This window comes from Pontibacter sp. GD7 (genome assembly GCF_058216375.1).
In genome coordinates this window covers 131,379-153,678 of record NZ_JBYZMP010000011.1, presented here as the reverse complement: position 1 = coordinate 153,678, position 22,300 = coordinate 131,379, and the positions used below count along the sequence as shown (strand labels likewise).

Below are 22,300 nucleotides of genomic sequence, written 5' to 3'. Positions count from 1 at the left end.
ATTTATTAAATAAATCTATTAATATACATAATGAAACCTAAACGAATTATACTCCTATTGGTCATGTTGCAGATGCTAGGCAGCGGTTTTGCATTTGCCCAGAAGAAATTCACCGTAACAGTTCAGTTTCCTGCAAATGTTGATCAGAATAACTTGACCATCTTCTATGACAATGGCAGAGAGGAGATAGCGTTAAAGCCTGAGTTGAATGGTGGCAAGGTTACTATTTCCGACACGTATTATTCAAAGTTTGCTTCGATAGGATTTAATATGCCAGCCAGTGATCCTATGCGCCCTCACTACAAGTCCTTTTTTATAGCAGACAAGCCAGCTCAAATTGTGTTTGCTTCAGCCAAAGCACATGAAAGTCCATTCGGTAACTTCACTTTGAAAAACGCATATGACATGGATAGAATGGGTGCTGAAAAGATGAAGGCCTATATCTCGGAAGTTGAAAATGATTTTTTTAACTTTTTGTCAGCAAACCAAAACAAGCTTGGTACCAGCGACTCACTGGTAGCGATCCTTTTCCAGAAAAGCACACTTATGTCTGAGAAAAAGGCTGAATTTGTTAAGCAGAACAGTGCGCTCTATTATTCTTTTTGGCTGTTCAGAAAAGAGCTGGCGCAAAACAAGCTTCTCAACGTGGACAGCCTGACAGCTGTTTTTAATACTGTCTTCCCAGCAAAATGGAAGCAAAGTGCAGAGGGGACCTCTGTTGCAAAAAGCCTAAGAGGTAGAAATATTAAGAAAGGACAGCAGGTTCCAGAGTTCTCCGCTATTGATTTTACGGGAAAAACATTCACTAATAAAGACTTCCAAGGGAAATACCTCCTGATTAATTTCTGGGCTTCGTGGTGTAAGCCATGCCTTGAAGAAATGCCAGTAATAACAAATGTACAAGATAGCTACTCCAAAGATAAACTGGAGGTTCTTTATATCTCTCTTGATAAGGACTTTGCTGTTTCTATGAAAACGCTTGAGCGATACGGAATGAAGGGAGTACACATTAAAGGTAACGCTGATTTGGTAGCTACTTTTGGGGCTCAGGCGATACCAGTGGTTTATCTAATTGACCCAGACGGGAAAGTAGTATATAGTAGGGATGAGGAAAATGATCCGCATCTGAAAATACTCCCTGATATCCTAAAGACAGGATTAAAAATTAACTCCCGCACGATGCCAAAGTCACCATAGCTAAAGGCGCGGATGTGATTAGATAGGTAGTGCTGAAGATTGTGGTGGAGTGCAAATAGTAAATTTACTTTGCCCGTTACGGTTATTTGTTGATTCCGATAAAAAGTCTATTTTATTATATTTAGCTAGTAGTGTTAGCATCAATAGTATTATATAGAATTGAAAAAAATAGCTAACACACTACTTTCCTGAGTTCATGTAACTGTGTACAAGAAGTTTATGTAACTGAACTTGACGCAGAGTCTCTTGAGGCGATAGATAGAGTGTATGTCTACAAAATGACTTGGGTTATTCTGACCTCAAAGGTTATTTTGAAGTAGTAAGCATTAGTGGTGGGTTATAGGAGGCCTCCAATGACTGTTGAGCTGAAGAAAGAAAGTTATGAAATGGAGTCTGCTGAAATAGAAGTCGAGTTCCGCGCAAAGATCTTCATGCAGAAAAACAAAAGGTAGAAATACGAATGCTCCACACAATACATGCTCAACCTTCGCTATCGCTTTAGGCTCTGCATGCACGCAATCCGTTCTGAAACACCAACAATTTAAAGGCACTGGCAATTATACTTGCTGGTGAAGCTACGCAACAAGTATAGGTCGTGTGTATTTTAATAATATCTAGCCAGGATCAGTATAAACCGTTATGAATGAAGCACTCAGTAACAGTTTTTTTATACAGAAGGAGAAAAAATGTAAAAGTTTTCGTTAATTGTGTAAGTATACTTGTGCCTTACCTTATACCTTTGCAACAAGTATAAAACCAAAGCATGAAATTATACCGCCAGATCATACTGCTAACCCTAACGCTGCTGGTGCTCGTCTCCTCGACGGGTATGGCCGTGGGCATGCATATTTGTGGCGGTGAGTTGCGTGATGTAACCTTCTTTGGTGCCGAGGCGGAGTGCCCGATGGAGAAAGAAAAAGAAGTCCTTCCTCCCTGCCATGCCGCACAAAAAGAGGCTGACGACAAAAGTTGCTGCGAAGACCACCAGGTGATCGTGGAGCGTTTGGACATTGCTGCCAAGCACAAAGATATTTCTATCCTAAAGCTGCAGGACATTAAATTCATAGCTGTTGTAAAGGCAGTTATACTGCAGTGGTTTGCCCCTGAAACCGACTTTAAACCAGCCTACGCGCTGTACGAGTCTCCCCCACTGGCCCGCGACATTCCGGTGCTGGTGCAGTCTTTCCTGCTATAAACCTGCTTTTTTCGATTTCTACCTGCCTTTGAGGCTGGTATAGTTTGCTGCTGCCCTTTGGTAGCCATACTTCCGTATATTCAATCGAATAAAGCATGTTAAACAACATTATAAAATTTTTCCTGGAGCAGAAACTTGTAACCACGCTGCTCCTTCTGCTCATCGTTGGCTGGGGTATTGTAGTCGCTCCTTTTAACTGGAAGGTAGACTTTTTACCTAGCGACCCGGTTCCTGTAGATGCCATCCCGGACATCGGTGAGAACCAGCAGATCATCTTTACCGAGTGGATGGGCCGCTCTCCGCAGGACGTGGAGGACCAGATAACCTATCCGCTTACGACTTCCCTTTTGGGTATGCCGGGTGTGAAAACCATCCGTTCTACTTCTATGTTCGGCTTTTCTAGCATCTACGTCATCTTCGACGAGGACACCGAGTACTACTGGAGCCGCTCCCGAATTCTGGAGAAATTAAACTCCCTGCCAGCCGACCTGCTGCCAGACGAGGTAACGCCAAAACTTGGTCCGGATGCCACGGCGTTGGGACAAGTGTACTGGTATACATTGGAAGGCCGCGACGAAAACGGCAAACCTGCCGGCGGCTGGGACCTGCACGAGCTGCGCTCTATCCAGGATTTCTATGTGCGTTACGCGCTGTCCGGTGCCGAGGGTGTGGCTGAGGTGGCTTCTGTGGGTGGTTATATTAAGGAGTACCAGGTAGACCTTGACCCGGTGGCCATGAAGGCGAACAACATCTCGATGATGGAGGTGATGAACACCCTGCAGAACAGCAACCAGGACGTAGGCGCCAATACCGTGGAGATAAACCAGGTGGAGTACCTGGTGCGTGGCCTCGGCTATGTAAAGGATATAGAGGACATCGAGCAGGCTGTTGTAAAAGTAAATAACAACGTACCTATTCGCATCCAGGACATTGCCCGCGTTAACATTGGCCCTGCCGACCGCTCCATGCTGGGTATACTTGATAAAAGCGGTGCCGAGGCTGTGGGCGGTGTGGTAATTGCCCGCTACGGCGACAATCCGCTGGCCGTGATCAATAACGTGAAGGAGAAACTGGACGAGATCTCTGCCGGTCTGCCTTCTAAAAAACTGGCCGACGGACGCACTTCCAAAGTTACTATCGTACCGTTCTACGACCGCACGCAGCTGATCAACGAAACGCTGGGCACCCTAAACGAGGCGATCATACTTCAAATCCTTATCACCATCATCGTGATCATCGTGATGGTGTACAACCTGCGCGCTTCGCTGCTCATCTCTGCCCTGCTCCCACTGGCTGTGCTCATGACCTTTATCATGATGAAGTACTTCAACGTGGATGCCAACATCGTAGCCCTGTCGGGTATAGCGATTGCGATTGGTACCATGGTGGATTTGGGTATTATATTGAATGAGAACGTACTGCGGCACATTGACGAGGCCTCACCGGGGCAGTCATTGCTGAAGTCGGTGTATGAGGGTACTACGGAGGTGGCTACGGCTATTATTACGGCGGTTTCGACTACCATTGTCAGCTTCTTGCCGGTGTTTACGCTGGAGGCGGCAGAGGGCAAACTGTTTGGTCCGCTGGCCTTTACCAAGACCTTCGCGCTGGTGGCTTCCCTAATCTTCACCATTCTCATCATGCCGGCCTTTGCGCATACCGTACTTGGCCTGAGGTCGAAGAACATCGCCTGGTCTAAGATCCTGAACTGGGTGCTGCTGGGTTTGGGTGCGGTTGCCATATTTATACTTCCGCTGGCGGGTATCACGCTGCTGCTTATCTCCGCCAACAATCTGCTTACATATTACCAGCCGGGCCGCTATGGCAAGTATAATACGCCTGTAATGGTGGGCATTGCAGTAGTGGCTGTATCATGGTTGCTGGCGGAGAACTGGATGCCGTTGGGTGCTTCTGTAAGCCTGATTGTGAACTTCCTGTTCATCCTGCTCATCATCGGTTTGGTACTGGGCACGTTTGCGCTGTTCATCGGGGCTTACCCACGCATCCTGCGCTGGTGCCTTGCCAATAAAGCAAAATTCCTGGCTATACCTGCGGTGATCATGGTGATCGGCTTATTGAGCTGGATTGGCTTTAATTCTTTGTTCGGCTGGGTAGCCAATGGTTTTGATAAAGTTGGGGCCAACATCCGCACCACATCGGTTTGGAGTGGAATGGTGCATACGTTTCCGGGTATGGGCGAAGAGTTTATGCCTTCTTTGGATGAAGGTGCTTTCCTGCTTATGCCAACGTCTATGCCGCACTCCGGTGTGGAGGCCAACAAGCGCATCGTGCAGCAGCTGGACATGCTCATCACGGCCATACCAGAAGTAGAAATGGTAGTAGGTAAAGCAGGACGCGCCGAAACCGCCCTGGACCCAGCCCCGATGTCGATGTACGAGAACATCATCCAGTATAAATCTGAGTACATAACCGACGAGCATGGTTATAAGATAAGATTCGAAGTAGATGACGAAGGTGAGTTTGTGCGTGACGAAGCTGGTAACCTGGTTCCGGATGATAACGGCGAATACTTCCGCCAGTGGCGCGACCATATCAGAACCCCGGATGATATCTGGAATGAGATTGTGCGTGTGGCCAATGTGCCGGGTGTAACGTCTGCCCCTAAGCTACAGCCTATCGAAACACGACTGGTGATGCTGCAGACGGGTATGCGTGCCCCGATGGGTATAAAAGTATATGGCCCGGATCTGAAAACGATAGAGGATTTCAGCCTGCAGCTGGAGCGTTACCTGAAAGAAGTGCCGTCGGTGAAGCAGGAAGCCGTATTTGCGGACCGCTCCCTGGGCAAGCCCTACATGGAGATAGAGCTTGACCGCCGCGCCATGGCCCGCTATGGTCTTAATGTGGCCGATGTGCAGGAGTACATTGAAGTGGCGATGGGTGGCATGGCCCTGACAACCACCGTAGAAGGCCGCGAGCGCTACTCCATCCGTGCCCGCTACGCCCGTGAGTACCGTAACAACCCGGAAGCCGTAGACAGAATCCTGATCACGACAGCCAGTGGCGCGCAGGTGCCTTTGGGCGAGATAGCTGACCTGGAATACCGTCCGGGACCGATGATGATCCGTGGCGAGAACTCCTTCCTGACCGGCTATGTGCTGTTCGATAAACGTGATGGCTTTGCCGAAGTACCGGTAGTGGAGGATGCGCAGCGTTACCTGAACGATAAAATTGCATCCGGTGAGTTGGTAGTGCCTGCCGGTGTGAGCTATAAGTTCTCCGGTAGCTACGAAAACCAGGTGCGTGCCGAGAAGCGACTGTCCATTGTGATTCCGCTCTCTTTGCTCATCATCTTCCTGATCTTATACTTCCAGTTCCGCTCTGTTACCACCACGCTGTTCATCTTCACGTCTATCGCCATGGCTTTTGCCGGTGGCTTTATGATGCTGTGGCTGTACGGGCAGGACTGGTTCATGAACTTCTCGTTCCTGGACACCAACATGCGGGACCTATTCCAGATGCGCACCTTTAACCTGAGTGTGGCCGTTTGGGTCGGCTTTATCGCCCTGTTCGGTATCGCCACCGACGACGGCGTGGTGATGGGTACTTACCTGATGCAGAGCTTTGAGAAGTTTCATCCGGAAACGAAGCAGGAAGTACGAAAAGCAGTTTTGGAGGCAGGTATGCGCCGCGTAAGGCCGTGTCTGATGACTACAGCCACTACACTGCTGGCCCTGCTACCGGTGCTTTCGTCCACTGGCCGCGGCTCCGACATTATGATTCCGATGGCTATCCCAACGTTTGGCGGGATGGTAGTAGCCCTGATCACCCTGTTCATTGTGCCGGTACTTTACAGCTGGCGCGAAGAGGTTAAGGTTAGCAAACGAGTTAAAGAGTTAGCATAATGAAGACTATGCAACAGAAACTTAGGCCAGGTGCACCAAATGACGCTCCACTGTCCGAGCGTTCAGCGAGTTTGGAGCGTCTTGATTCTTTTGCATACTTTTCTCATCAAGGAGAAAAGTATGGCCTAGCCGGCGAGGCGAAAAGCCGGCTAAAAGCATTAAGTGAGATAAAAATGAAACAGTTAATAGCAAGTATACTTTTTCTCCTGATACTTACTCCTACCCTGCAGGCGCAAACCCTGCAGGAGTACCAGGTAATTGCCGGCGAGAACAACCCGCTGCTGAAAGCCCGCTATGCCGAGTACCAGGCAGCCTTGCAGAAAGTGCCACAGGTTGGTGCCCTGCCTGACCCAGAGGCAAACTTTGGTTTCTTTCTGCAACCCATGGAAAGAGTGATGGGCAACCAGGTAGGAGAAGCTTCCATCATGCAGATGTTCCCATGGTTTGGTAGCTTGAGTGCTGCTAAAAACGAGGCAAACTACATGGCGCAGATGAAGTTCTCGAATTTCATGGAAGCCAAGATCAACCTGTACCACGATGTACGTACCACCTGGCTGAATCTGTATCAGGTAAATGAAGAAGTGCAATTGCTGGAGCGTGAACTGGAGATACTGCAGGCGTTGGAACGTGTGGCGCTGGCCAAGTATAAATCTGCCCCGGTTGGTGGTGCGCCAAGTACGCCACAGCGTAGTTCAGGTTCGTCTTCAAGTATGGGAAGTGGTTCTGCTGGTAATACATCTTCCGGCATGGGAGGTATGGGCAGCGGCACTACTGGCAGCTCCACGCAGTCAAGGTCTGGCAGCAATGCAGGCATGGCAGGTGGCGGAATGGCAGCCATGGCATCATCTGGTAGCAGCATGGTGGATGTTATACTTATACGGGTGCAGGTGAAAGACATGGAGAACAGGTTAACGTTGCTCCGCGATGCGAAAAAACCGCTGATCGTTGCTTTCAACAACCTGCTTAACCGGCAGCCGGATGTGGCAGTGCAGATAGCAGACACACTGCAACCTGTTGCCCTGCCAGCTACCCTGGCCCTAATCCAGGACTCCATCCTGCAGAACCACCCCATGCTGAAAATGTATGAATGGGACGAGAAAGCCCGGGAGGCGCAATACCGCATGGCGCAGCTGATGGGCAGACCTATGTTTGGAGTAGGCCTGAATTACATGGTATTCAAACCTCGCACAGATGAATCTACACAGATGCAGATGGGTGGCGATAACATGGTAATGCCGATGGTAAGCGTAACGCTGCCGATCTACCGCAAGAAGTATAACGCAGCTAAAAAAGAAGCTAAGTTTGAGCAGGAGGCTGCGGTGCTGAACAAGGAAGCGGCTAAGAATATGCTGTTTACCGAACTCTCAAACCTGCTTTACGATTATGAGCGTGCCACCAGTAATTTAAAGCTATTGGAAGAGCAGATCACCTTAAACGAGCAGGCCATCCGCTTACTGACTACCAACTACAGCGTAGCAGGTGCAGGCATTGAGGAGATCCTGCGCCAGCGCCAGGCCATACTTGGTTACAGGCAACAGCAACTGCAGGCCATCACAAACCAGCACATTGCAGTATCGGCCATTAACAGAATGATGAACAGCGATAGTTAAGTAGCTAATGTCATTTCGACCAACGGGAGAAAACTGGAGCATTCTACGATTCAAAAAGATTCCAGATTTCTCACTAGCGTTCGAAATGACAGGAAACGAGATAAACAGATGAACCCAAGAAATAAAAAATACGCGACATACCTTCTGGTAGCTTTGGCTGGCCTGTTTCTGGGCTGGCTGATCTTCGGGGGCAGAGCCGCTGAGGAAGCGCACGACCACGAAGGCGAAACAGCTGGCGTGGTAGAGTATACCTGCTCCATGCACCCACAGATCCGCCAGAACGAGCCAGGCAAGTGCCCCATCTGCGGCATGGATCTGATACCGGTAACGGCTGCCGAAGGCGGTACAGGAGAGCCTAGCCCCTACGTGCTGGAGATGACACCGGAGGCAATCGCTTTGGCCAACATACAGACCACACCGGTGCAAATGATGAACCCGGAGAATGAGTTGTTACTAACCGGAACTGTAGCCCTAAACGAGCAAAAAGTATCTTCCATCACAGCCAAGTTTCCGGGCCGTATTGAGCGGCTGTATGTAAACTTTACTGGCCAGGAAGTACGAAAGGGTGAGAGACTGGCATCAGTATACTCACCTGAGCTGATCACGGCACAGCGCGAGCTGCAGGAAGCGGCCAAATCCAGAGATATTTTCCCGGAATTGTACGAAGCCGCCAGAACAAAACTTAAACTCTGGAACCTGTCGAACAGACAAATAGAGCGTATCCAGAATGCCAACCAGATCATCACTAACTTTGACATTTACTCTGATATGTCCGGGGTAGTGACAGAGCGTATGGTATCGGTGGGCGATTATGTTAGCACGGGCTCCGTGATGTTTGAGGTAGCTAATCTTTCTTCCGTTTGGGTTGTGCTGGATGCCTACGAAACGGATCTGACATGGCTGAAAGAAGGTGCAACAGTTAACTTTACAGCCCCAGGCATACCTGGCAAAGTGTTCACTGCCAGAGTGCAGTTTGTGACGCCGGTGCTGGATGCCAGCACCCGTGCCGTGCAGGTACGCGCCGAAGTAACGAACCCTGGCAACCAGCTGAAGCCGGGTATGTTTGTGAATGCGAATATCAAGTCATCGGGTAAAGCCGCTAAAGCGCAAGGCAGCTCACTGGCAGTGCCACGTACTGCCGTACTCTGGACGGGCAAACGCTCTGTGGTCTATGTAAAAGTAGATGACCGTGAAAAGCCGGCTTTTGAGATGCGCGAGGTAGTCTTAGGCCCGCGTGTAGGCGATATGTACCTGGTAGAGTCCGGATTAAGCCAGGGCGAGCAGGTGGTTACCAACGGTGTTTTTGCCGTAGACGGTGCCGCGCAGCTAAGCGGAAACTATAGCATGATGACTGCCCCTGCCAATAAAATGATGGAAGTGCCTGAGGCGTTCCAGAATCAGTTTACAGCAGTGGTAGACCAGTATTATACTTTAAAGAACGCATTGGTAGCATCTGATGCCGCTGCTGCCCGTAAAGCCGCTGAAAAGCTTATACTAGCCATCAACAAAGTGGACATGAGCCTGCTGGACGGCAGCACGCACGCCAAGTGGATGCAGCTTTTACCAGGCCTGAAGCGACATGCCGAAGCAATACAGCAGGGTACCAAAATAGAGCAGCAGCGTATAGCTTTCTCTCCGCTGTCGGATCACCTGATTGATGCCGTGGAGACTTTCGGCACAAACAAAGATGTGGTATACAAGCAAAAATGCCCGATGGCCATGAACGATAAAGGTGCTTTCTGGCTGAGCGAGCAGAAGGATATTCGCAACCCATACTTTGGCGATGCGATGTTAACCTGCGGCGAAACTACCCAAACCTATCGCCAGGGACAGGTAATGGTAGACAAAGCCAAAAAACCGGAGCCAGTGCAGAGCCATGTGCATTAAAAGCTATAAGTATAAGTTTAAAAGTATAAAATGAAAGACTGCTGTAAAACCGGAAACGAAGAGCCAAAGAAAAACAAAGCATGGCTGAAGTGGGTATGGTTTGTAATTCTTGGCGCAGCAGTCACTATTGTATTAATGGATCAATTAAATCAATAACTATAAAAAACAACAAATGAAAAAGACGCTATTCGCAGCAGCTTTTGTAGCAGCATTCGCTTTCTCGGCTTGCTCTGAGAACACAACAGAAAACACTGAGGCAACAACAGAAATGCATGATGAAATGGACCACAGCTCTATGGAGCATGACGCCATGGATGGTACTGTAGTAGTAGAAACGCCAGACTATGCTAGCGTTGCAGAGCCTGTAAAAACACAGGTACAGCAGTTGGTAAACCAATACATTAAACTAAAAGACGCTTTGGTGGCATCTGACGCAGCTGCCACCAAAGCAGCTGCTAACGAGGTACTTACTGTGGCGAAAGCTATGCCTGTAGCCAACTTAACCGGCGATGCGAAGTCTTTTGCCGAAGAAAAAACTGCCACTGTGGTTAGCAGCGCAGAGAAAATCGCAGCAGCCGGCGATGTAGCTGCACAGCGTGAAAACCTGGAGCAGTTATCCGAGTCGGTGTTTGCAATGGCAAAAGCATTTGATGCGGCCGAAGGCACTTTATACTACCAGCACTGCCCGATGGCCCTTAACAACAAAGGCGCATATTGGCTTAGCACTAACAAAGAGATCCGCAACCCATACTTTGGCGATGCCATGATGACCTGCGGTAGCACGAAAGAAGTTGTGAATAAGTAAAATAGTTGCGCAACGCTTCTTAACAGTGCAGATAATCAACAGGTTGTCTGCACTGTTTTTTTATACCTACCCTATTCCCTTTTTTTCCAGACCTCCGGGCAACCTCCTCCATACTTGCTGCATCTATGTACTGTCGACTTTACTGGCAGCCATTTCAAAACTCGGCAAACATCATCCTATGTTAATAGAAAAAATTGAGCAGTTCGTCTAAATATGCAAACAGTACCTTGCATTACAAAGTACTATAACTAAATTTGTATCAGTTAATCGATCAACATTACCACGAACCAAATAACACTATGAAAAAAGTTTATCTCCTATTCTCGCTATTGCTGCTTGCCAGCCAAACCTTATTAGCCCAATCCGAAGGATTTTTGACCGGCGCTGTTTCAGATGAGAAACAGCAGCCGGCGGGCTTTGTGAATGTGGCTGTACTTGAGGCGGCCACCGCCAAAGTTGTAACCGGCGCCATTGCCGACATGGATGGCCGTTTCCAGATCAAGACACCTGCTGCCGGCAGTTACCTGCTAAAGATAAGCGGCCTTGGCTACACAGATTTTAAGTCACAGACCTTTGAGGTGAGCGGACCTGGCTTTACAAAGGACTTTGGTAAGATCCAGGTAAAGTCGGATACAAAAGTGCTGGCTGAAGTGCAGATACAGACTACACGCCCAACCGTAACCATGCACCCTGATAAAATGGTGGTAAGCGTGGAGGGAACTGCCCTGGCAAGCGGTGCTACAGCCTACGAGGTGCTGGAAAAGTCTCCGGGCGTGTGGGTAGACCAGGACGGTAACATACAGCTGAACGGCAAAGCAGGCGTGCAGGTTATGATAAACGGCAAGCGTTCTTTCCTGTCTGGTAAAGAGCTGCAAAGTATGCTGCAGGGTATGTCTGCCGAGAATATCAAAGACCTGGAGGTGATCACCAATCCATCTTCCAGGTTTGATGCAGAAGGCGCCTCCGGTGTGATCAATATTAACCTGAAAAAAGCCCAGACAAGCGGCATGAGCGGCAGTGTATACGCAGGCTACAATTACAACAGCCTGAGCACGTATACTTCAGGAGGTGAGGTCCATCATAAAACAGGAAAGTGGAACACTTCGGCCAACCTGGACTTTACACGCCGTATGTGGTACAGAGATGCGGAACTGGCAAGAGTATTTTTAAATAAAGATGGCAGCAAAAGCAACTACGACCAGACTGCTTACGAACAGTCGGAGCGCATGTACCCGGCACTGCGCCTGAACACAGATTATGAACTGAGCAAGAACCATAGCATTGGCGTGATGGCCCGCCTTAACATGGTCGAGAACAACGGTACCTTTTCCTCTGACTCTTACCTGCGCCACAGCCAGAACCAGTATATTCAGTCCAGAAACAGAACACAGGAATCTGGCAAAGGCGGCACGTTTAACCTGCATTATGCCGGCAAGCTGGACTCGCTGGGCACTACCCTATCTGCAGACCTGGACTATGTGAACATCTCCAACAACAACTTTGCCTGGATAAACAACCTGTCGCAGTTTGCCGGCAATAGTGGTTTTGATGAAAGAGAGCAACTTGAAAGCGACAACCCGGTGGCTTACAGCATCTACTCTGCCAAAGTTGATTTTGGCAAGACCATTGGTAAGACCAAAATGGAAATGGGTGCCAAGGCCAGCTATGTGAAGTCGGATAACGAGTTGCAGTTTTTTGAACTGCAGGATGGCAGACGCGTAACAGACCCCAAGCGCAGCAACCATTTTATCTATGAAGAAAACATTTTCGCTGCGTATGCCAACGCCTCTGCACCTATTGGTAAAAACCTTACCATGCAAGCCGGCTTACGTGCCGAGCAGACTATCTCTACAGGCTTACTCGTGACCAAAAACAAAGAGAACGAACGCAATTACCTGGACCTGTTTCCAAGCATCTTTCTACAGCAGAAAGTAAGCGATAATTTTCAGGTAGGGTACAAGTATAGCCGCCGCATAAACCGCCCTAATTACCAGGCACTCAACCCCTTTGTTTTTTACATAGATCGTTATACCTATGCCAAAGGTAACCCTGACCTAAGGCCACAGTATGTGAATTCCTTTGAGATAACGAACACCTATAAGCAGCGTTACAATCTGATCCTGAGCTATGCCAACACCAAAGACTTTATGGCTGAGATGCCGGAGCAGAACCCCGAAGATAACACCACTGTTTTCCAGCAGCAGAACGTGGATGATCTGAAAAGCGTCAATGTTACGATAGTTGCCCCAATCACGATCTCAAACAAATGGCAGGTGAGCAACAATATCATTACCATGTACCAGGAGTACACGGTGATGACCAAAGGCGGCACGGTGGTAAACGACAAACTGACCAGCATTATCCAGAGTAACCATAGCATAGTGTTGCCAAAAAACCTGAAGCTGGAAGTGAACGGAGGCTATCAAAGTCCTGCTGTATTTGGCCTGTATAGTATGAATGACCAGTGGTGGGTGGATGCCGGCCTGAAGTATAGCCTGCTGAACGACAAGCTTACGCTGGGCTTGAATGCGACAGATATCTTCAAGGGACGCATTATGGAGATCGATACAGAACTGAACGGCAACGTGAACACCATAAACCAATACCAGGGTGCCCGTAGCATTCGCTTTAACCTGCGTTACCGCTTTAACAAAGGCACCAAGTTTGAGGCCCGCAAACGCAACATAAACCTGGAAGAGCTGAACCGCACAGGAAACTAATAAGAGAATAGACATTGGGAAAGGCAGCGGCTACTGGTCGCTGCTTTTTTGTTTTTATACTTTATACTTAGCTGGTAAAGTATAAATTTGTAAAAATCATTAGCCCCTGCATATGCCTCAGCCCAACCTGAACTGGATCATACTTTTACCAATTATCGCGGGTGCCGCTGTGGCGACCCAAACTGCAATTAACGGGCAACTCAGGGTGGTGGTCGGAAGTCCGTTTGTGGCCGCTTTGATCTCTTTTACAGTGGGTACAGTGGTGCTGGCGATGCTGGTGTTTTTCACAAAGCAGGAACTACCTGAATTTCGTCAGCTGGCTGGTGCCTCCTGGTATAAATTTGTGGGTGGCGCACTGGGCGCGTTCTTCATTACCAGTGTTATTGTTTCGGTGCAGCGGATGAGCGTGGCCAACCTGCTTAGCCTGGTTGTGGCGGGCCAGCTGATCACGGCACTCCTGTACGACCAATTTGGCTTCTTTGGATTAAAGGAAAGCCCTATTACCCTCACACGTGCCCTGGGTGCCCTGGCCCTGATCGTGGGCGCCTATCTGATCAATAAAAAGTAAATCCCCTCTCCTTTTTCGGAATCCAGCGTTATGGGTGGTAAGTGGTTCTATCGCCGGGCCGCACAAGCAGCCATACCAGCAAGCCCAGCGGCCAGGCCAGGAAGGCCACCACAATGGCAACCAGCCAGCCGGGTTTGCCCCTTCTCTCTGCATCCCGATATGCCCACACAATGCTCCAGATATAAAGTATAAGCACCACAAGCCCCAGAATGATGCCGATAATTCCAAGGCCTAAAAAAAGATCTCCAACAGGTTCTTCCATAGTTTTAAGTATAGTTCTGCATTGTTTCTAACGGCACACCGCCACAAATTGTTAATATACAGCATATTACATATCTAAAACTGGGGTTACCCAGCCCTAAAACGCTGAGCTAGCTAGCTCAAAGCGCTCGTTTTGTCTAGTCTAGAGAAGGGGAATTTTGTTCGTCATTCCCCTCTGGGGCAGGGCCATTTCATTATTTTTTGTCATCCTGGAAGGATCTTGGTGGCTGGGAGGACAAGCTTAACCTCCGGGGGTAGGGGCCTCTTCAAAGAAAGGGCGCAGAGGTGTTTTTTACACCTGCCCGGTTTATAATATCACGCAACTTGAGTTACTTATTCAAAAAACTACTCTAGCCTCCGCTATAACTTTTACCTGTTTGCGGCTTTACTTCGGCAACATTTAGGTAGTTTTATATAGAGAACATCTGCCATAGCCATGCGTACCTCCATCAAAGTATAAATTTTAGCTACAATTTATTTCAAGGCTGCAAGATCATGTCAATAAAGGATATTTTTAAGAAGATAAAGGAGGAGGTGAAGGTTGTGCAGGGTGATAAGACCAAGGATAAAATATACAGCAACAAGCACTCTTACCCCGACGAACAAACGGCCATCCGGGAGTTTGAGCACTCTAAACAAAAGCTCTTTGATGTAAATGAATGGTCAAACATGTCGGGGATCAACTCCACATTCCAGCTGTATGATAACCGTGGCAAGCGCACCACAGCAAAAATGCCCGAGGTAGGCTATTATCTAAAAATTGTGCTACCGGCTACCACCATGGATAATTGGGTAAAGATTACGGACATACGCGTAGAGGAAAAACTGGCAGAGTTTATTGTACACCCCAGCGAGCAGCCTAAAGAACTTGGAGAGGGCGAGGCAGAAATTGAGCATTTTTTCATTAAAGAAGCTAGCAGCACGTTCAGAGTTACACGCGAGGGTAACACCATCTATGGCTACGAAATTGGCAAGAACGAAGGCATAAACAACCAGGGTGAGGAAGCCGGAGAACGTGCGTTGATCAACACGCTAATTGCCGAAGGCGGATGGGCCGGCGTGCAGGAACTGCAATGGGACAAACTAACCAAATACCTCGTGCACCTGGAGGAAACCGAAGAGTAAATTAATTAGCAAGAAGCACCTTGATCAAGGTGCTTTCTTTTTATATACAATTCGGTATATTTAACATAACAAGGCTTACGTTTAGCCAGCAAATTTGAAGGTATAAGTGTATGTTTACAGATAAACGCTAGTTGGCGTACATTTAGCGCTATGAAAAAGACTTCATTTATACTTATGACCTCATTATTGTTTTCGTGTTCATCTGAAGCGGATAAAGCAATTATTGAAAATAATGACGGCTCAGAAATAGTAACCTATAATCAGAACAGAACAACTGAGAAAGATAGTTTAGCGATACCGCCAGACGGAGAATACAGATTTGATGTAGCATTCGCGGAATGGGAGGGAAAATCTATGGGCGAGAAAGTGACTGTAGTAATTCAAGGAGATTCTGCAAAAGTTATTTATACTGGCGACGGAAAATTGACGGCAGAAAAGAGTGAAGTGCTGGATGAAGGGGTTATTCTTCAACATAAATCTGGGAACTGGATAATAGCAAGTGACAGAAAAGATGTGAATGTTGATGAAATCGGTGGATGTACGGGTGGACCATCAATAATTGACTTCAAGAACAAGAAGTTCTGGATGTGTTAAATAGAAAAACGAAACGCCATCAAGGTATAAAAGTCACACTTCGGCTACGCCTGGTTCGCATTTTATACAAGCCGTAAGCAGTAACTTAAAAATATGCAAAACTTTGACGACCTAGTATACAGAAGTACAGCATTCACACTGAATGCATTGGAAGAAGTACATTCTCAAATATTAGATACACTCCAAACAGGGGCATCAACTATTGCTGTTAAGAATCTACAAATGATTCAATTACAAAGAGCAATATTAGCTACTGGTATATTCTCAATATTTGAATCAATACTGCAAGATGAACTATCATGCCGCAATGGTTTCGAGTAGGCCTAAAAGATACTTATTCAAAAAGGTAAAGATGAACTCCACGACCGATTCCTTGTCTTCTATTATGCTATCAACGTACTCAAACATGGCAAAGGAAAGAGCTATGATGCACTTCTTGCAAAATCTGGTTCATTACCATTTAGGGTAAAAATGACAAGAGAGAATTTCTTTGAAGAAGGGGACATTTCAGAAGTATCTACATTAGTTGAGGTAGATAGTCAATTAGTTTTAAACTGTGCCGAATTAATAGATCAGGTTTCAAAAGAGATAAGAGTTGAATAATAACCCACAACCACTCTTAAACTTTTGCTACACCATAATTTAGTTAAGCCATTAAAAAACCTTCTTCCCATTTATACCTTCTTACCCCCTCCTCCTAAACAACCTGCTCAGAGGTACCAAAGCAGCGAAGTTGATCACGGCACCGGCAATGCAATAAATACAGGCCTTCTTCTGCACCGTGGTCATGTTTACCAGGTAGTGTGCCGCCCCTGCCGCCTGCCCTAACAATACTCCGCCCAGCGCCACGTCCAATACCCTCGACTGCTTTTTATAGCGAGTAGCGGCCATCGCCAGCATCATGGTGGCAGTATAGGCACCCAAACTTACCACACCGTCTGGCAAGCCCATTACTACTGCGTCCTCCGAGGAGTTTACCTTATGCGTGTCAAACACTTTATCTGGCAGGTCGGGCAGTTCCCGTATCTTACCCATCTGAAAAAGTGAGATCAAACTAAAATCCAATAAGCCGACAGCGGCCAGGGCGGCAATATCACGGCGGCATTCGGTTGCGGTGCTGCTGTCTCTTCGGATCTTATCTATAGTTGTAAGTTCTTGTTTCATAGCTGTTGAAGTATGGTTCAGGTTTACGGTGCATTTACAGCAGGTGTTTTTCCGGAATTATACTTGCTCTGCGGCGCTTCCCAGTTCTTATTCATCCGGAAAAATAAACTCACAGTAAAACAGCGGCGTAACACAACCATATAAACTGAACCAACACAGAATAGACCTATGGAAAAAACTGAAGATACCAGAAAGGGCGTCGTGGTGATAACCGGGGCATCGGCGGGGCTTGGCAGAGCCTGCGCACGTAAATTTGCAGAAGCTGGTTACGATGTGGGACTACTGGCACGGGGCCTGGACGGACTGGAAGGCGCCAAGAAAGAAGTACTGCAAATGGGCCGAAAAGCATTGTATGTGCAGGTCGACGTGGCCGATGCGCAGGCGGTTGACGATGCTGCAACCAAAATCGAAGAGGAGCTTGGCGAGATCGACGTTTGGGTGAACAATGCCATGAACAGTGTTTTTAGTCCTGTAAAGGAGATGCTGCCGGAAGAGTATAAGCGGGTTACCGAAGTCACCTATCTTGGCCAGGTATATGGCACCCTATCAGCCTTAAAGCGCATGCTGCCCCGCGACAGAGGGTCTATAGTGTTGGTAGGTTCTGCGCTGGCTTACCGTGGCATTCCGCTACAATCGGCCTACTGTGGCTCCAAACACGCCATTCAGGGCTTTTTCGACTCGCTACGCTCTGAGTTGATGCACGACGAAAGCAAAGTAAAAGTATGCATGGTACAGCTACCTGCCATGAACACCACCCAGTTTGGCTTTGTAAAAACGCGCTTGCCCAATAAGCCCCGCCCGATGGGTAAGATCTACCAGCCCGAAGTTGCCGCAGATGCCATACTTTTTGCCTCCGAACACGACAGGCGCGAGATTTACGTGGGCTACCCTACCGTACAGGCCATTGTAGGAGATAAAATTGCCCCAGAGCTAGGCGATTATGTACTGGCAAAAACAGGATTTAAAGGACAGCAAACCGACGAGCCCGAAGACCCTAACCGCAAGCACAACCTCTGGGAGCCCATCCCCGGCGACCATGGAGCACACGGTAATTTCGATGCCGAGGCAACAGACTTTAGCCCGGAACTATGGCTGAGTAAAAATAAGTATAAAGTACTAAGCGGCATTCTGGGACTGGGCGGTGCCATACTTGCCGGCATGGCGGCACAGAAGTGGAAAAACAATGAGGAGGATTAGAGTTTAAACGCAATAATGAGTGGTACTTTACAAATACCTGTACAATGCCGTACGCTTTCAGATCAGGGCTGAACAACCTCCCTCAAAAGCGTTTTTAAATATCCCAAATAAGTATTTGGAAGGTGTAAAATTCCCAAAAGTAGAAATTACCGTTTTATAACTATTTACCTATAACACAAGTAGCCATCCTGAAACTGCAGCTGTAATTATTGCTTCCGGCATTACAGCTGCAGTTTTTTCTTTATTCAGCATAATATAGCAGAAATATTTATACTTTTAGAGTCCTGTTTGGCTCGTGCTTTGTGGATTTAGAGGAAAGAGTGTTTATACTTTCAGCTTAAAGGTACCTGGTCATGAAAATTGAATTAGATTATCTGCTATATGGGATCGATGCCTCAAAAAAACTTTTGTATAGTAAATGGGCAACCCCTATCGATAGTGCACAGTACAGAGAAGGCTTGCAGCATCTTGTCCGTATCGTTCACGATAAAGAGATCGCGCTGTGGATACATGAGAGCAGGCGCCTGCAGGACCTAAGCGTTGAAGACCAAAAGTGGACAACTGAGGTTCTTGCACTTATACTTACTCAAAGTAAACTGAGGCATATTGCCATCGTTCGTTCTCTGGGCAGCACACAATCGAATCCGGGTCACTCACTCCGGGAGAAGGCATACCGCATTTATGGCAAAAGTATAGGCGTGGAGTTCTTTGATACCACCGAAGAGGCCAAAGCCTGGATATTGCCACAGCTCCAACACTATAAATTACCTGCGCTTTCATCCCCTGTAAACCTCAACAGCTAGTTAAATCTTCAGCCTTTACTTATAAGTTTTTTGTAAAAGCTACCTCCTTTAGTCAAACAGTTTTATATTCACAGAAAATTGAAGGCAGAATTTTAGTTCTTAAAATTTTGAACCAAAAGAACTAATCTCTACCTTTGCCATGTTCTTAACTCAGAACATATATAAAACAGCATGGTATTATCAGAACAGAAGAAAGCTCTCATTGAGAAGATCGGCATATTCTATGAGAAGTTGGGCATGCAGCCAGCTGCAGGGCGCATCATGGGATTAATGTTTGTATCGGACAGGCCAGAGCTGACTTTTGATGAAATACGCGAGGCCCTGAACATAAGCAAAAGTGCCACCAGCACAGCGCTTAACCTTTTGCTGGAAACCGGCCCCGTTGAGTACATTACTTTTGCCGGCGACAGAAAACGTTATTTTAAGTTAAAAACGTCTAACTGGCGGGATTCGCTGGCGCAGCGTTTCAATAACATCATCAACTTTAAGTCGCTGCTGAAAGAAGTGCAGGAAGCCCGGTCTGAGAAGGCATCTGAGTTTAATGCTTGCTTAGCCGAGTTTATCGACTTCCTGGATTACTTGCAGCATGAGTTGCCTAATCTTCTGGAGAAGTGGGAACAAACCAGGAAATAAAAAAATTTAGCTTTTTAGTTCTTTTGTTTCAGAACTAACTACAATATTATAATACTTAATAAACAAAGAAAACCGTGATAAAGAAAACCATACTTGTTGGCTTAGTCGCTCTGATGGTATCGCCAGGCTTTGCTCAGGAGCAAACTACAGGTGGTGTAAAGGAGCTAACGCTGCAGGAAAGTATAAACTATGCCCTGGAGCACAACGAAAGTATAAAAAAGGCCAGTTACGATGAGTTAGGCTCTAAATACCAGATCAATGAAGTTCGCAGTGCCGGTTTGCCGCAGGTTGATATAAAAGGCTCGGCAGTAAGAACCCTGGAAAAGTCTATGATCGCTTTACCTGCCGATTTTAACCCGGAAGGAACCGGTCCGCTTATTAAGCCAATGGGTACTGACAACATGGTACAGGCTGGCTTATCGGTTATACAGTTGCTGTTTAACAAATCATACTTTGTGGGCTTAAAGGCCGCTAAAAGTGCCGAAGACCTGTACCGCATCCGCAAGGAAATGGCCACTGAAGACGTGATCTTTAACGTGGGCAGCGCTTACTACCAGGTTTTACAGATCGAAGAGCAGTTTAACAGCATCAACGCCAACCTTAATAAGCTACAACAGCTGGAAAAGATACTTACCCTGCAGTACAAGAACGACCTGGTAAAGAAGGTGGATGTAAACCGCATCAAAGTAAACAAGATCAACCTGGAGAACCAGAAGGAAAACCTGCAGACAGCTTATGTGCAGCAGCTTAATGTGCTGAAGTTCTTTATGGGGATGCCAATAGAGCAGGAGATTGCCTTACAAGGGTCTGCAGGAGACGTGCTACTGAAAGAGCAGCCAACACTGGCCAGTGCCGGCGAAGCTGCCGAAGAGCGTGCCCAGTTCAAGATCCTGAACAAGCAGAAAGAGCTTAAGGCGCTGGAGATGGAGAACATCAGAGCCGGGTACTACCCTTCTGTAGCAGCCTTTGGCAATTACAACTACCAATCGCAGTACGATGGGCAGATGATCGGCAACTCGGATGCCATGTGGTTCCCGAACTCCCAGGTTGGAGTGCAGCTTAACATCCCGGTGTTTGATGGCCTTCGCAAAAAGTCCCAGGTGCAGCAGCGCCAGGTAGAGCTCAAAAAACTTGACCTGGACATACAGCAATACAACAAGAGCACACAGGTGGAATTGAGCAATGCCTTGAGCCAACTAGGCAACAGCCAGAACAACATAGCAGCCCAGCAACGAAATGTAGAGTTAGCACAGGAAGTATACGACACCACCAACAAATTATACAAGGAAGCACTGGCACCTCTTAGCGATCTGCTGAATGCGGAAACAGCCTTACGCGAAGCACAGACCAACCTTAATAACGAAAGACTTAAGTACCAGATAGCACAACTCAACTATCTGAAAGCAAAAGGAATTCTGGAAACACTATCTAAATAAGACATACATCAAAACTAAAATGAAGAAGGTAATTTATATCGTAGTTGTTATCGCGATTTTGGGCGCTATTGGCTTTAAGCTGATGAGCAACAAAGAACAAATGGCGGCAAAGGCAGCGGTGGCAGAGATCAAGAGCGATGCCATTCCGGTTACGCTGACAGAAGTAGAAACCGCTAAACTGGATAAGTCCTTTACGGCACAGGGTAACTTCGCCCCTATCCAGAGCCTGACATTACTATCCGAAACACAGGGCCAGATAAAGAGCGTGCTGAAGCGCAAAGGCGATAAAGTAAAGGCAGGTGAACTGCTGGCAGTGGTAGAAAGTAATACTATGGCTGCCGATTTGGCTACTGCACAAACTAATGCAGAGAAAGCAAAGCGTGACCTGGAGCGTTTCGAGAACCTGGCAGCCGGCGAAGCCATTACACAGAGACAACTGGAAGATGCCCGATTGGCTGCGAAGTCTACACAGGCACAGTTGGTAGCTGCACGTCAGCGTTTGGCCAAAACCCGTATCACAGCCCCTATCAGCGGCGAGATCAACGAGATTTACGTGGAAGTAGGTTCGTTCCTGAACCCGGGCACAAAGCTGTACGACATCGTGAACGTGGACAAGCTAAAACTGAAAGCAAAAGTGAACGAAAGCGAAGTATTGTTGATAGAGAAGAGGCAAAAAGTAACGGTGAAAGCAGATGCCGGTTCTGGTCAGGAGTATGAAGGTGTGGTGACAGCTATTGCCGCGCAAGCCGACCCAACGCTGAAATTTGACGTGGAAGTGGAAGTAAAAAATGCCGCTAACAATAACCTGAGAGCAGGTATGTATGGCACCGCTTTCTTTGATGTAGCCGATCAACGCGATGCACAGTTGTTGCCGCGTGAGGCCATTGTAGGTAGCATCCAGAACCCAGGCGTGTACGTGGTAAAAGATGGCAAAGCCTTCATGCGCCAGGTAAAAGTAGGTGTAGTTACACAGGATAAGGTAGAGGTACTGGAAGGCGTGAAGCCGGGTGAAAAGGTCGTTCAAACTGGCCAGATCAACCTGCGCGAAGGCTCTAAAGTTACAGTGCTTTAAGACTGTACAACGATTGTCATCCCCCTACCCCCTTCAAAGGGGACTTTGAAGTTATTGCCACTCCTTTTGTCATCTTGAAAGGATCTTGTTAAGCACAAACCATAACACACCCCTACCCCTCTCAAGAGGGGAATATTTACAGAAAAAGTCCCCCTTTGAAGGGGGCA

General features: G+C 47.5%; 18 protein-coding genes. 16 read left to right on the top strand and 2 right to left on the bottom strand.

Translation table 11 applies throughout. The features are described 5' to 3' along the window. Nucleotides 1-63 precede the first annotated feature (63 nt). The 8 genes from AC4BAP_RS16160 (at nucleotide 64) to AC4BAP_RS16125 (ending at nucleotide 13,848) form a co-directional block, all read left to right on the top strand. Nucleotides 64-1,197: a TlpA family protein disulfide reductase gene (locus AC4BAP_RS16160; RefSeq protein WP_490583710.1), complete on the top strand. Its 1,134-nt coding sequence runs from the start codon at nucleotides 64-66 to the stop codon at nucleotides 1,195-1,197. Between the two features lie 763 nt (nucleotides 1,198-1,960). Beyond that, nucleotides 1,961-2,392, top strand: a complete 432-nt coding sequence (locus AC4BAP_RS16155) for an HYC_CC_PP family protein (RefSeq protein WP_490583709.1) — start codon at nucleotides 1,961-1,963, stop codon at nucleotides 2,390-2,392. A 95-nt stretch (nucleotides 2,393-2,487) separates the two neighbouring features. Next, on the top strand, nucleotides 2,488-6,258 hold the full coding sequence (locus tag AC4BAP_RS16150; protein WP_490583708.1) for an efflux RND transporter permease subunit: 3,771 nt from the start codon (nucleotides 2,488-2,490) through the stop codon (nucleotides 6,256-6,258). An 8-nt stretch (nucleotides 6,259-6,266) separates the two neighbouring features. Continuing rightward, nucleotides 6,267-7,868: a TolC family protein gene (locus AC4BAP_RS16145; protein WP_490583707.1), complete on the top strand. Its 1,602-nt coding sequence runs from the start codon at nucleotides 6,267-6,269 to the stop codon at nucleotides 7,866-7,868. A 108-nt stretch (nucleotides 7,869-7,976) separates the two neighbouring features. Beyond that, a complete protein-coding gene (locus AC4BAP_RS16140) occupies nucleotides 7,977-9,755 on the top strand; it encodes an efflux RND transporter periplasmic adaptor subunit (protein ID WP_490583706.1) in 1,779 nt (592 codons plus the stop codon). Between the two features lie 172 nt (nucleotides 9,756-9,927). Continuing rightward, nucleotides 9,928-10,560: a DUF3347 domain-containing protein gene (locus AC4BAP_RS16135; RefSeq protein WP_490583705.1), complete on the top strand. Its 633-nt coding sequence runs from the start codon at nucleotides 9,928-9,930 to the stop codon at nucleotides 10,558-10,560. A 299-nt stretch (nucleotides 10,561-10,859) separates the two neighbouring features. Continuing rightward, entirely contained in the window at nucleotides 10,860-13,280 is a 2,421-nt protein-coding gene (locus AC4BAP_RS16130) for a TonB-dependent receptor (RefSeq protein WP_490583704.1), read from the top strand. A gap of 112 nt (nucleotides 13,281-13,392) precedes the next feature. Then, entirely contained in the window at nucleotides 13,393-13,848 is a 456-nt protein-coding gene (locus tag AC4BAP_RS16125) for a DMT family transporter (RefSeq protein WP_490583703.1), read from the top strand. A 28-nt stretch (nucleotides 13,849-13,876) separates the two neighbouring features. Here the strand turns inward: AC4BAP_RS16125 and AC4BAP_RS16120 are convergent, their stop codons facing one another. Beyond that, entirely contained in the window at nucleotides 13,877-14,110 is a 234-nt protein-coding gene (locus AC4BAP_RS16120; RefSeq protein ID WP_490583702.1) for a hypothetical protein, read from the bottom strand. 494 nt (nucleotides 14,111-14,604) lie between these two features. On the opposite strand from AC4BAP_RS16120, the gene AC4BAP_RS16115 reads away from it, so the two are divergent. The 3 genes from AC4BAP_RS16115 (at nucleotide 14,605) to AC4BAP_RS16105 (ending at nucleotide 16,431) form a co-directional block, all read left to right on the top strand. Continuing rightward, nucleotides 14,605-15,234: a hypothetical protein gene (locus tag AC4BAP_RS16115; protein ID WP_490583701.1), complete on the top strand. Its 630-nt coding sequence runs from the start codon at nucleotides 14,605-14,607 to the stop codon at nucleotides 15,232-15,234. 150 nt (nucleotides 15,235-15,384) lie between these two features. Then, a complete protein-coding gene (locus AC4BAP_RS16110; protein ID WP_490583700.1) occupies nucleotides 15,385-15,828 on the top strand; it encodes a hypothetical protein in 444 nt (147 codons plus the stop codon). A 471-nt stretch (nucleotides 15,829-16,299) separates the two neighbouring features. After that, a complete protein-coding gene (locus AC4BAP_RS16105; RefSeq protein ID WP_490583699.1) occupies nucleotides 16,300-16,431 on the top strand; it encodes a hypothetical protein in 132 nt (43 codons plus the stop codon). An 81-nt stretch (nucleotides 16,432-16,512) separates the two neighbouring features. Here the strand turns inward: AC4BAP_RS16105 and AC4BAP_RS16100 are convergent, their stop codons facing one another. Beyond that, a complete protein-coding gene (locus AC4BAP_RS16100) occupies nucleotides 16,513-16,992 on the bottom strand; it encodes a vitamin K epoxide reductase family protein (protein ID WP_490583698.1) in 480 nt (159 codons plus the stop codon). A 168-nt stretch (nucleotides 16,993-17,160) separates the two neighbouring features. Between AC4BAP_RS16100 and AC4BAP_RS16095 the strand changes: the two genes are divergently transcribed. From AC4BAP_RS16095 to AC4BAP_RS16075, 5 genes are all read left to right on the top strand, one after another. Beyond that, nucleotides 17,161-18,189, top strand: coding sequence for an SDR family oxidoreductase (locus AC4BAP_RS16095; RefSeq protein WP_490583697.1), 1,029 nt, complete (start codon nucleotides 17,161-17,163; stop codon nucleotides 18,187-18,189). Nucleotides 18,190-18,542: 353 nt separating this feature from the next. Further along, entirely contained in the window at nucleotides 18,543-18,992 is a 450-nt protein-coding gene (locus AC4BAP_RS16090) for a hypothetical protein (RefSeq protein ID WP_490583696.1), read from the top strand. A 171-nt stretch (nucleotides 18,993-19,163) separates the two neighbouring features. Next, nucleotides 19,164-19,625 (top strand): GbsR/MarR family transcriptional regulator, encoded by a 462-nt coding sequence (locus AC4BAP_RS16085; protein WP_490583695.1) that lies wholly within the window; start codon nucleotides 19,164-19,166, stop codon nucleotides 19,623-19,625. 74 nt (nucleotides 19,626-19,699) lie between these two features. Continuing rightward, nucleotides 19,700-21,061: a TolC family protein gene (locus tag AC4BAP_RS16080; RefSeq protein WP_490583694.1), complete on the top strand. Its 1,362-nt coding sequence runs from the start codon at nucleotides 19,700-19,702 to the stop codon at nucleotides 21,059-21,061. A gap of 19 nt (nucleotides 21,062-21,080) precedes the next feature. Then, a complete protein-coding gene (locus AC4BAP_RS16075) occupies nucleotides 21,081-22,133 on the top strand; it encodes an efflux RND transporter periplasmic adaptor subunit (RefSeq protein ID WP_490583693.1) in 1,053 nt (350 codons plus the stop codon). Nucleotides 22,134-22,300 lie beyond the last annotated feature (167 nt).

Excerpts from the sequence above, each read along its gene's own strand:
- AC4BAP_RS16105 (WP_490583699.1), top strand. The coding sequence starts at position 16,300 with ATGACAAGAGAGAATTTCTTTGAAGAAGGGGACATTTCAGAAGTATCT.
- AC4BAP_RS16130 (WP_490583704.1), top strand. The coding sequence starts at position 10,860 with ATGAAAAAAGTTTATCTCCTATTCTCGCTATTGCTGCTTGCCAGCCAA.
- AC4BAP_RS16160 (WP_490583710.1), top strand. The coding sequence starts at position 64 with ATGTTGCAGATGCTAGGCAGCGGTTTTGCATTTGCCCAGAAGAAATTC.
- AC4BAP_RS16145 (WP_490583707.1), top strand. The coding sequence starts at position 6,267 with ATGCAACAGAAACTTAGGCCAGGTGCACCAAATGACGCTCCACTGTCC.
- AC4BAP_RS16140 (WP_490583706.1), top strand. The coding sequence starts at position 7,977 with ATGAACCCAAGAAATAAAAAATACGCGACATACCTTCTGGTAGCTTTG.
- AC4BAP_RS16115 (WP_490583701.1), top strand. The coding sequence starts at position 14,605 with ATGTCAATAAAGGATATTTTTAAGAAGATAAAGGAGGAGGTGAAGGTT.
- AC4BAP_RS16135 (WP_490583705.1), top strand. The coding sequence starts at position 9,928 with ATGAAAAAGACGCTATTCGCAGCAGCTTTTGTAGCAGCATTCGCTTTC.
- AC4BAP_RS16095 (WP_490583697.1), top strand. The coding sequence starts at position 17,161 with ATGGAAAAAACTGAAGATACCAGAAAGGGCGTCGTGGTGATAACCGGG.
- AC4BAP_RS16090 (WP_490583696.1), top strand. The coding sequence starts at position 18,543 with ATGAAAATTGAATTAGATTATCTGCTATATGGGATCGATGCCTCAAAA.
- AC4BAP_RS16120 (WP_490583702.1), bottom strand. The coding sequence starts at position 14,110 with ATGGAAGAACCTGTTGGAGATCTTTTTTTAGGCCTTGGAATTATCGGC.
- AC4BAP_RS16100 (WP_490583698.1), bottom strand. The coding sequence starts at position 16,992 with ATGAAACAAGAACTTACAACTATAGATAAGATCCGAAGAGACAGCAGC.
- AC4BAP_RS16110 (WP_490583700.1), top strand. The coding sequence starts at position 15,385 with ATGAAAAAGACTTCATTTATACTTATGACCTCATTATTGTTTTCGTGT.
- AC4BAP_RS16150 (WP_490583708.1), top strand. The coding sequence starts at position 2,488 with ATGTTAAACAACATTATAAAATTTTTCCTGGAGCAGAAACTTGTAACC.
- AC4BAP_RS16155 (WP_490583709.1), top strand. The coding sequence starts at position 1,961 with ATGAAATTATACCGCCAGATCATACTGCTAACCCTAACGCTGCTGGTG.
- AC4BAP_RS16075 (WP_490583693.1), top strand. The coding sequence starts at position 21,081 with ATGAAGAAGGTAATTTATATCGTAGTTGTTATCGCGATTTTGGGCGCT.
- AC4BAP_RS16085 (WP_490583695.1), top strand. The coding sequence starts at position 19,164 with ATGGTATTATCAGAACAGAAGAAAGCTCTCATTGAGAAGATCGGCATA.
- AC4BAP_RS16125 (WP_490583703.1), top strand. The coding sequence starts at position 13,393 with ATGCCTCAGCCCAACCTGAACTGGATCATACTTTTACCAATTATCGCG.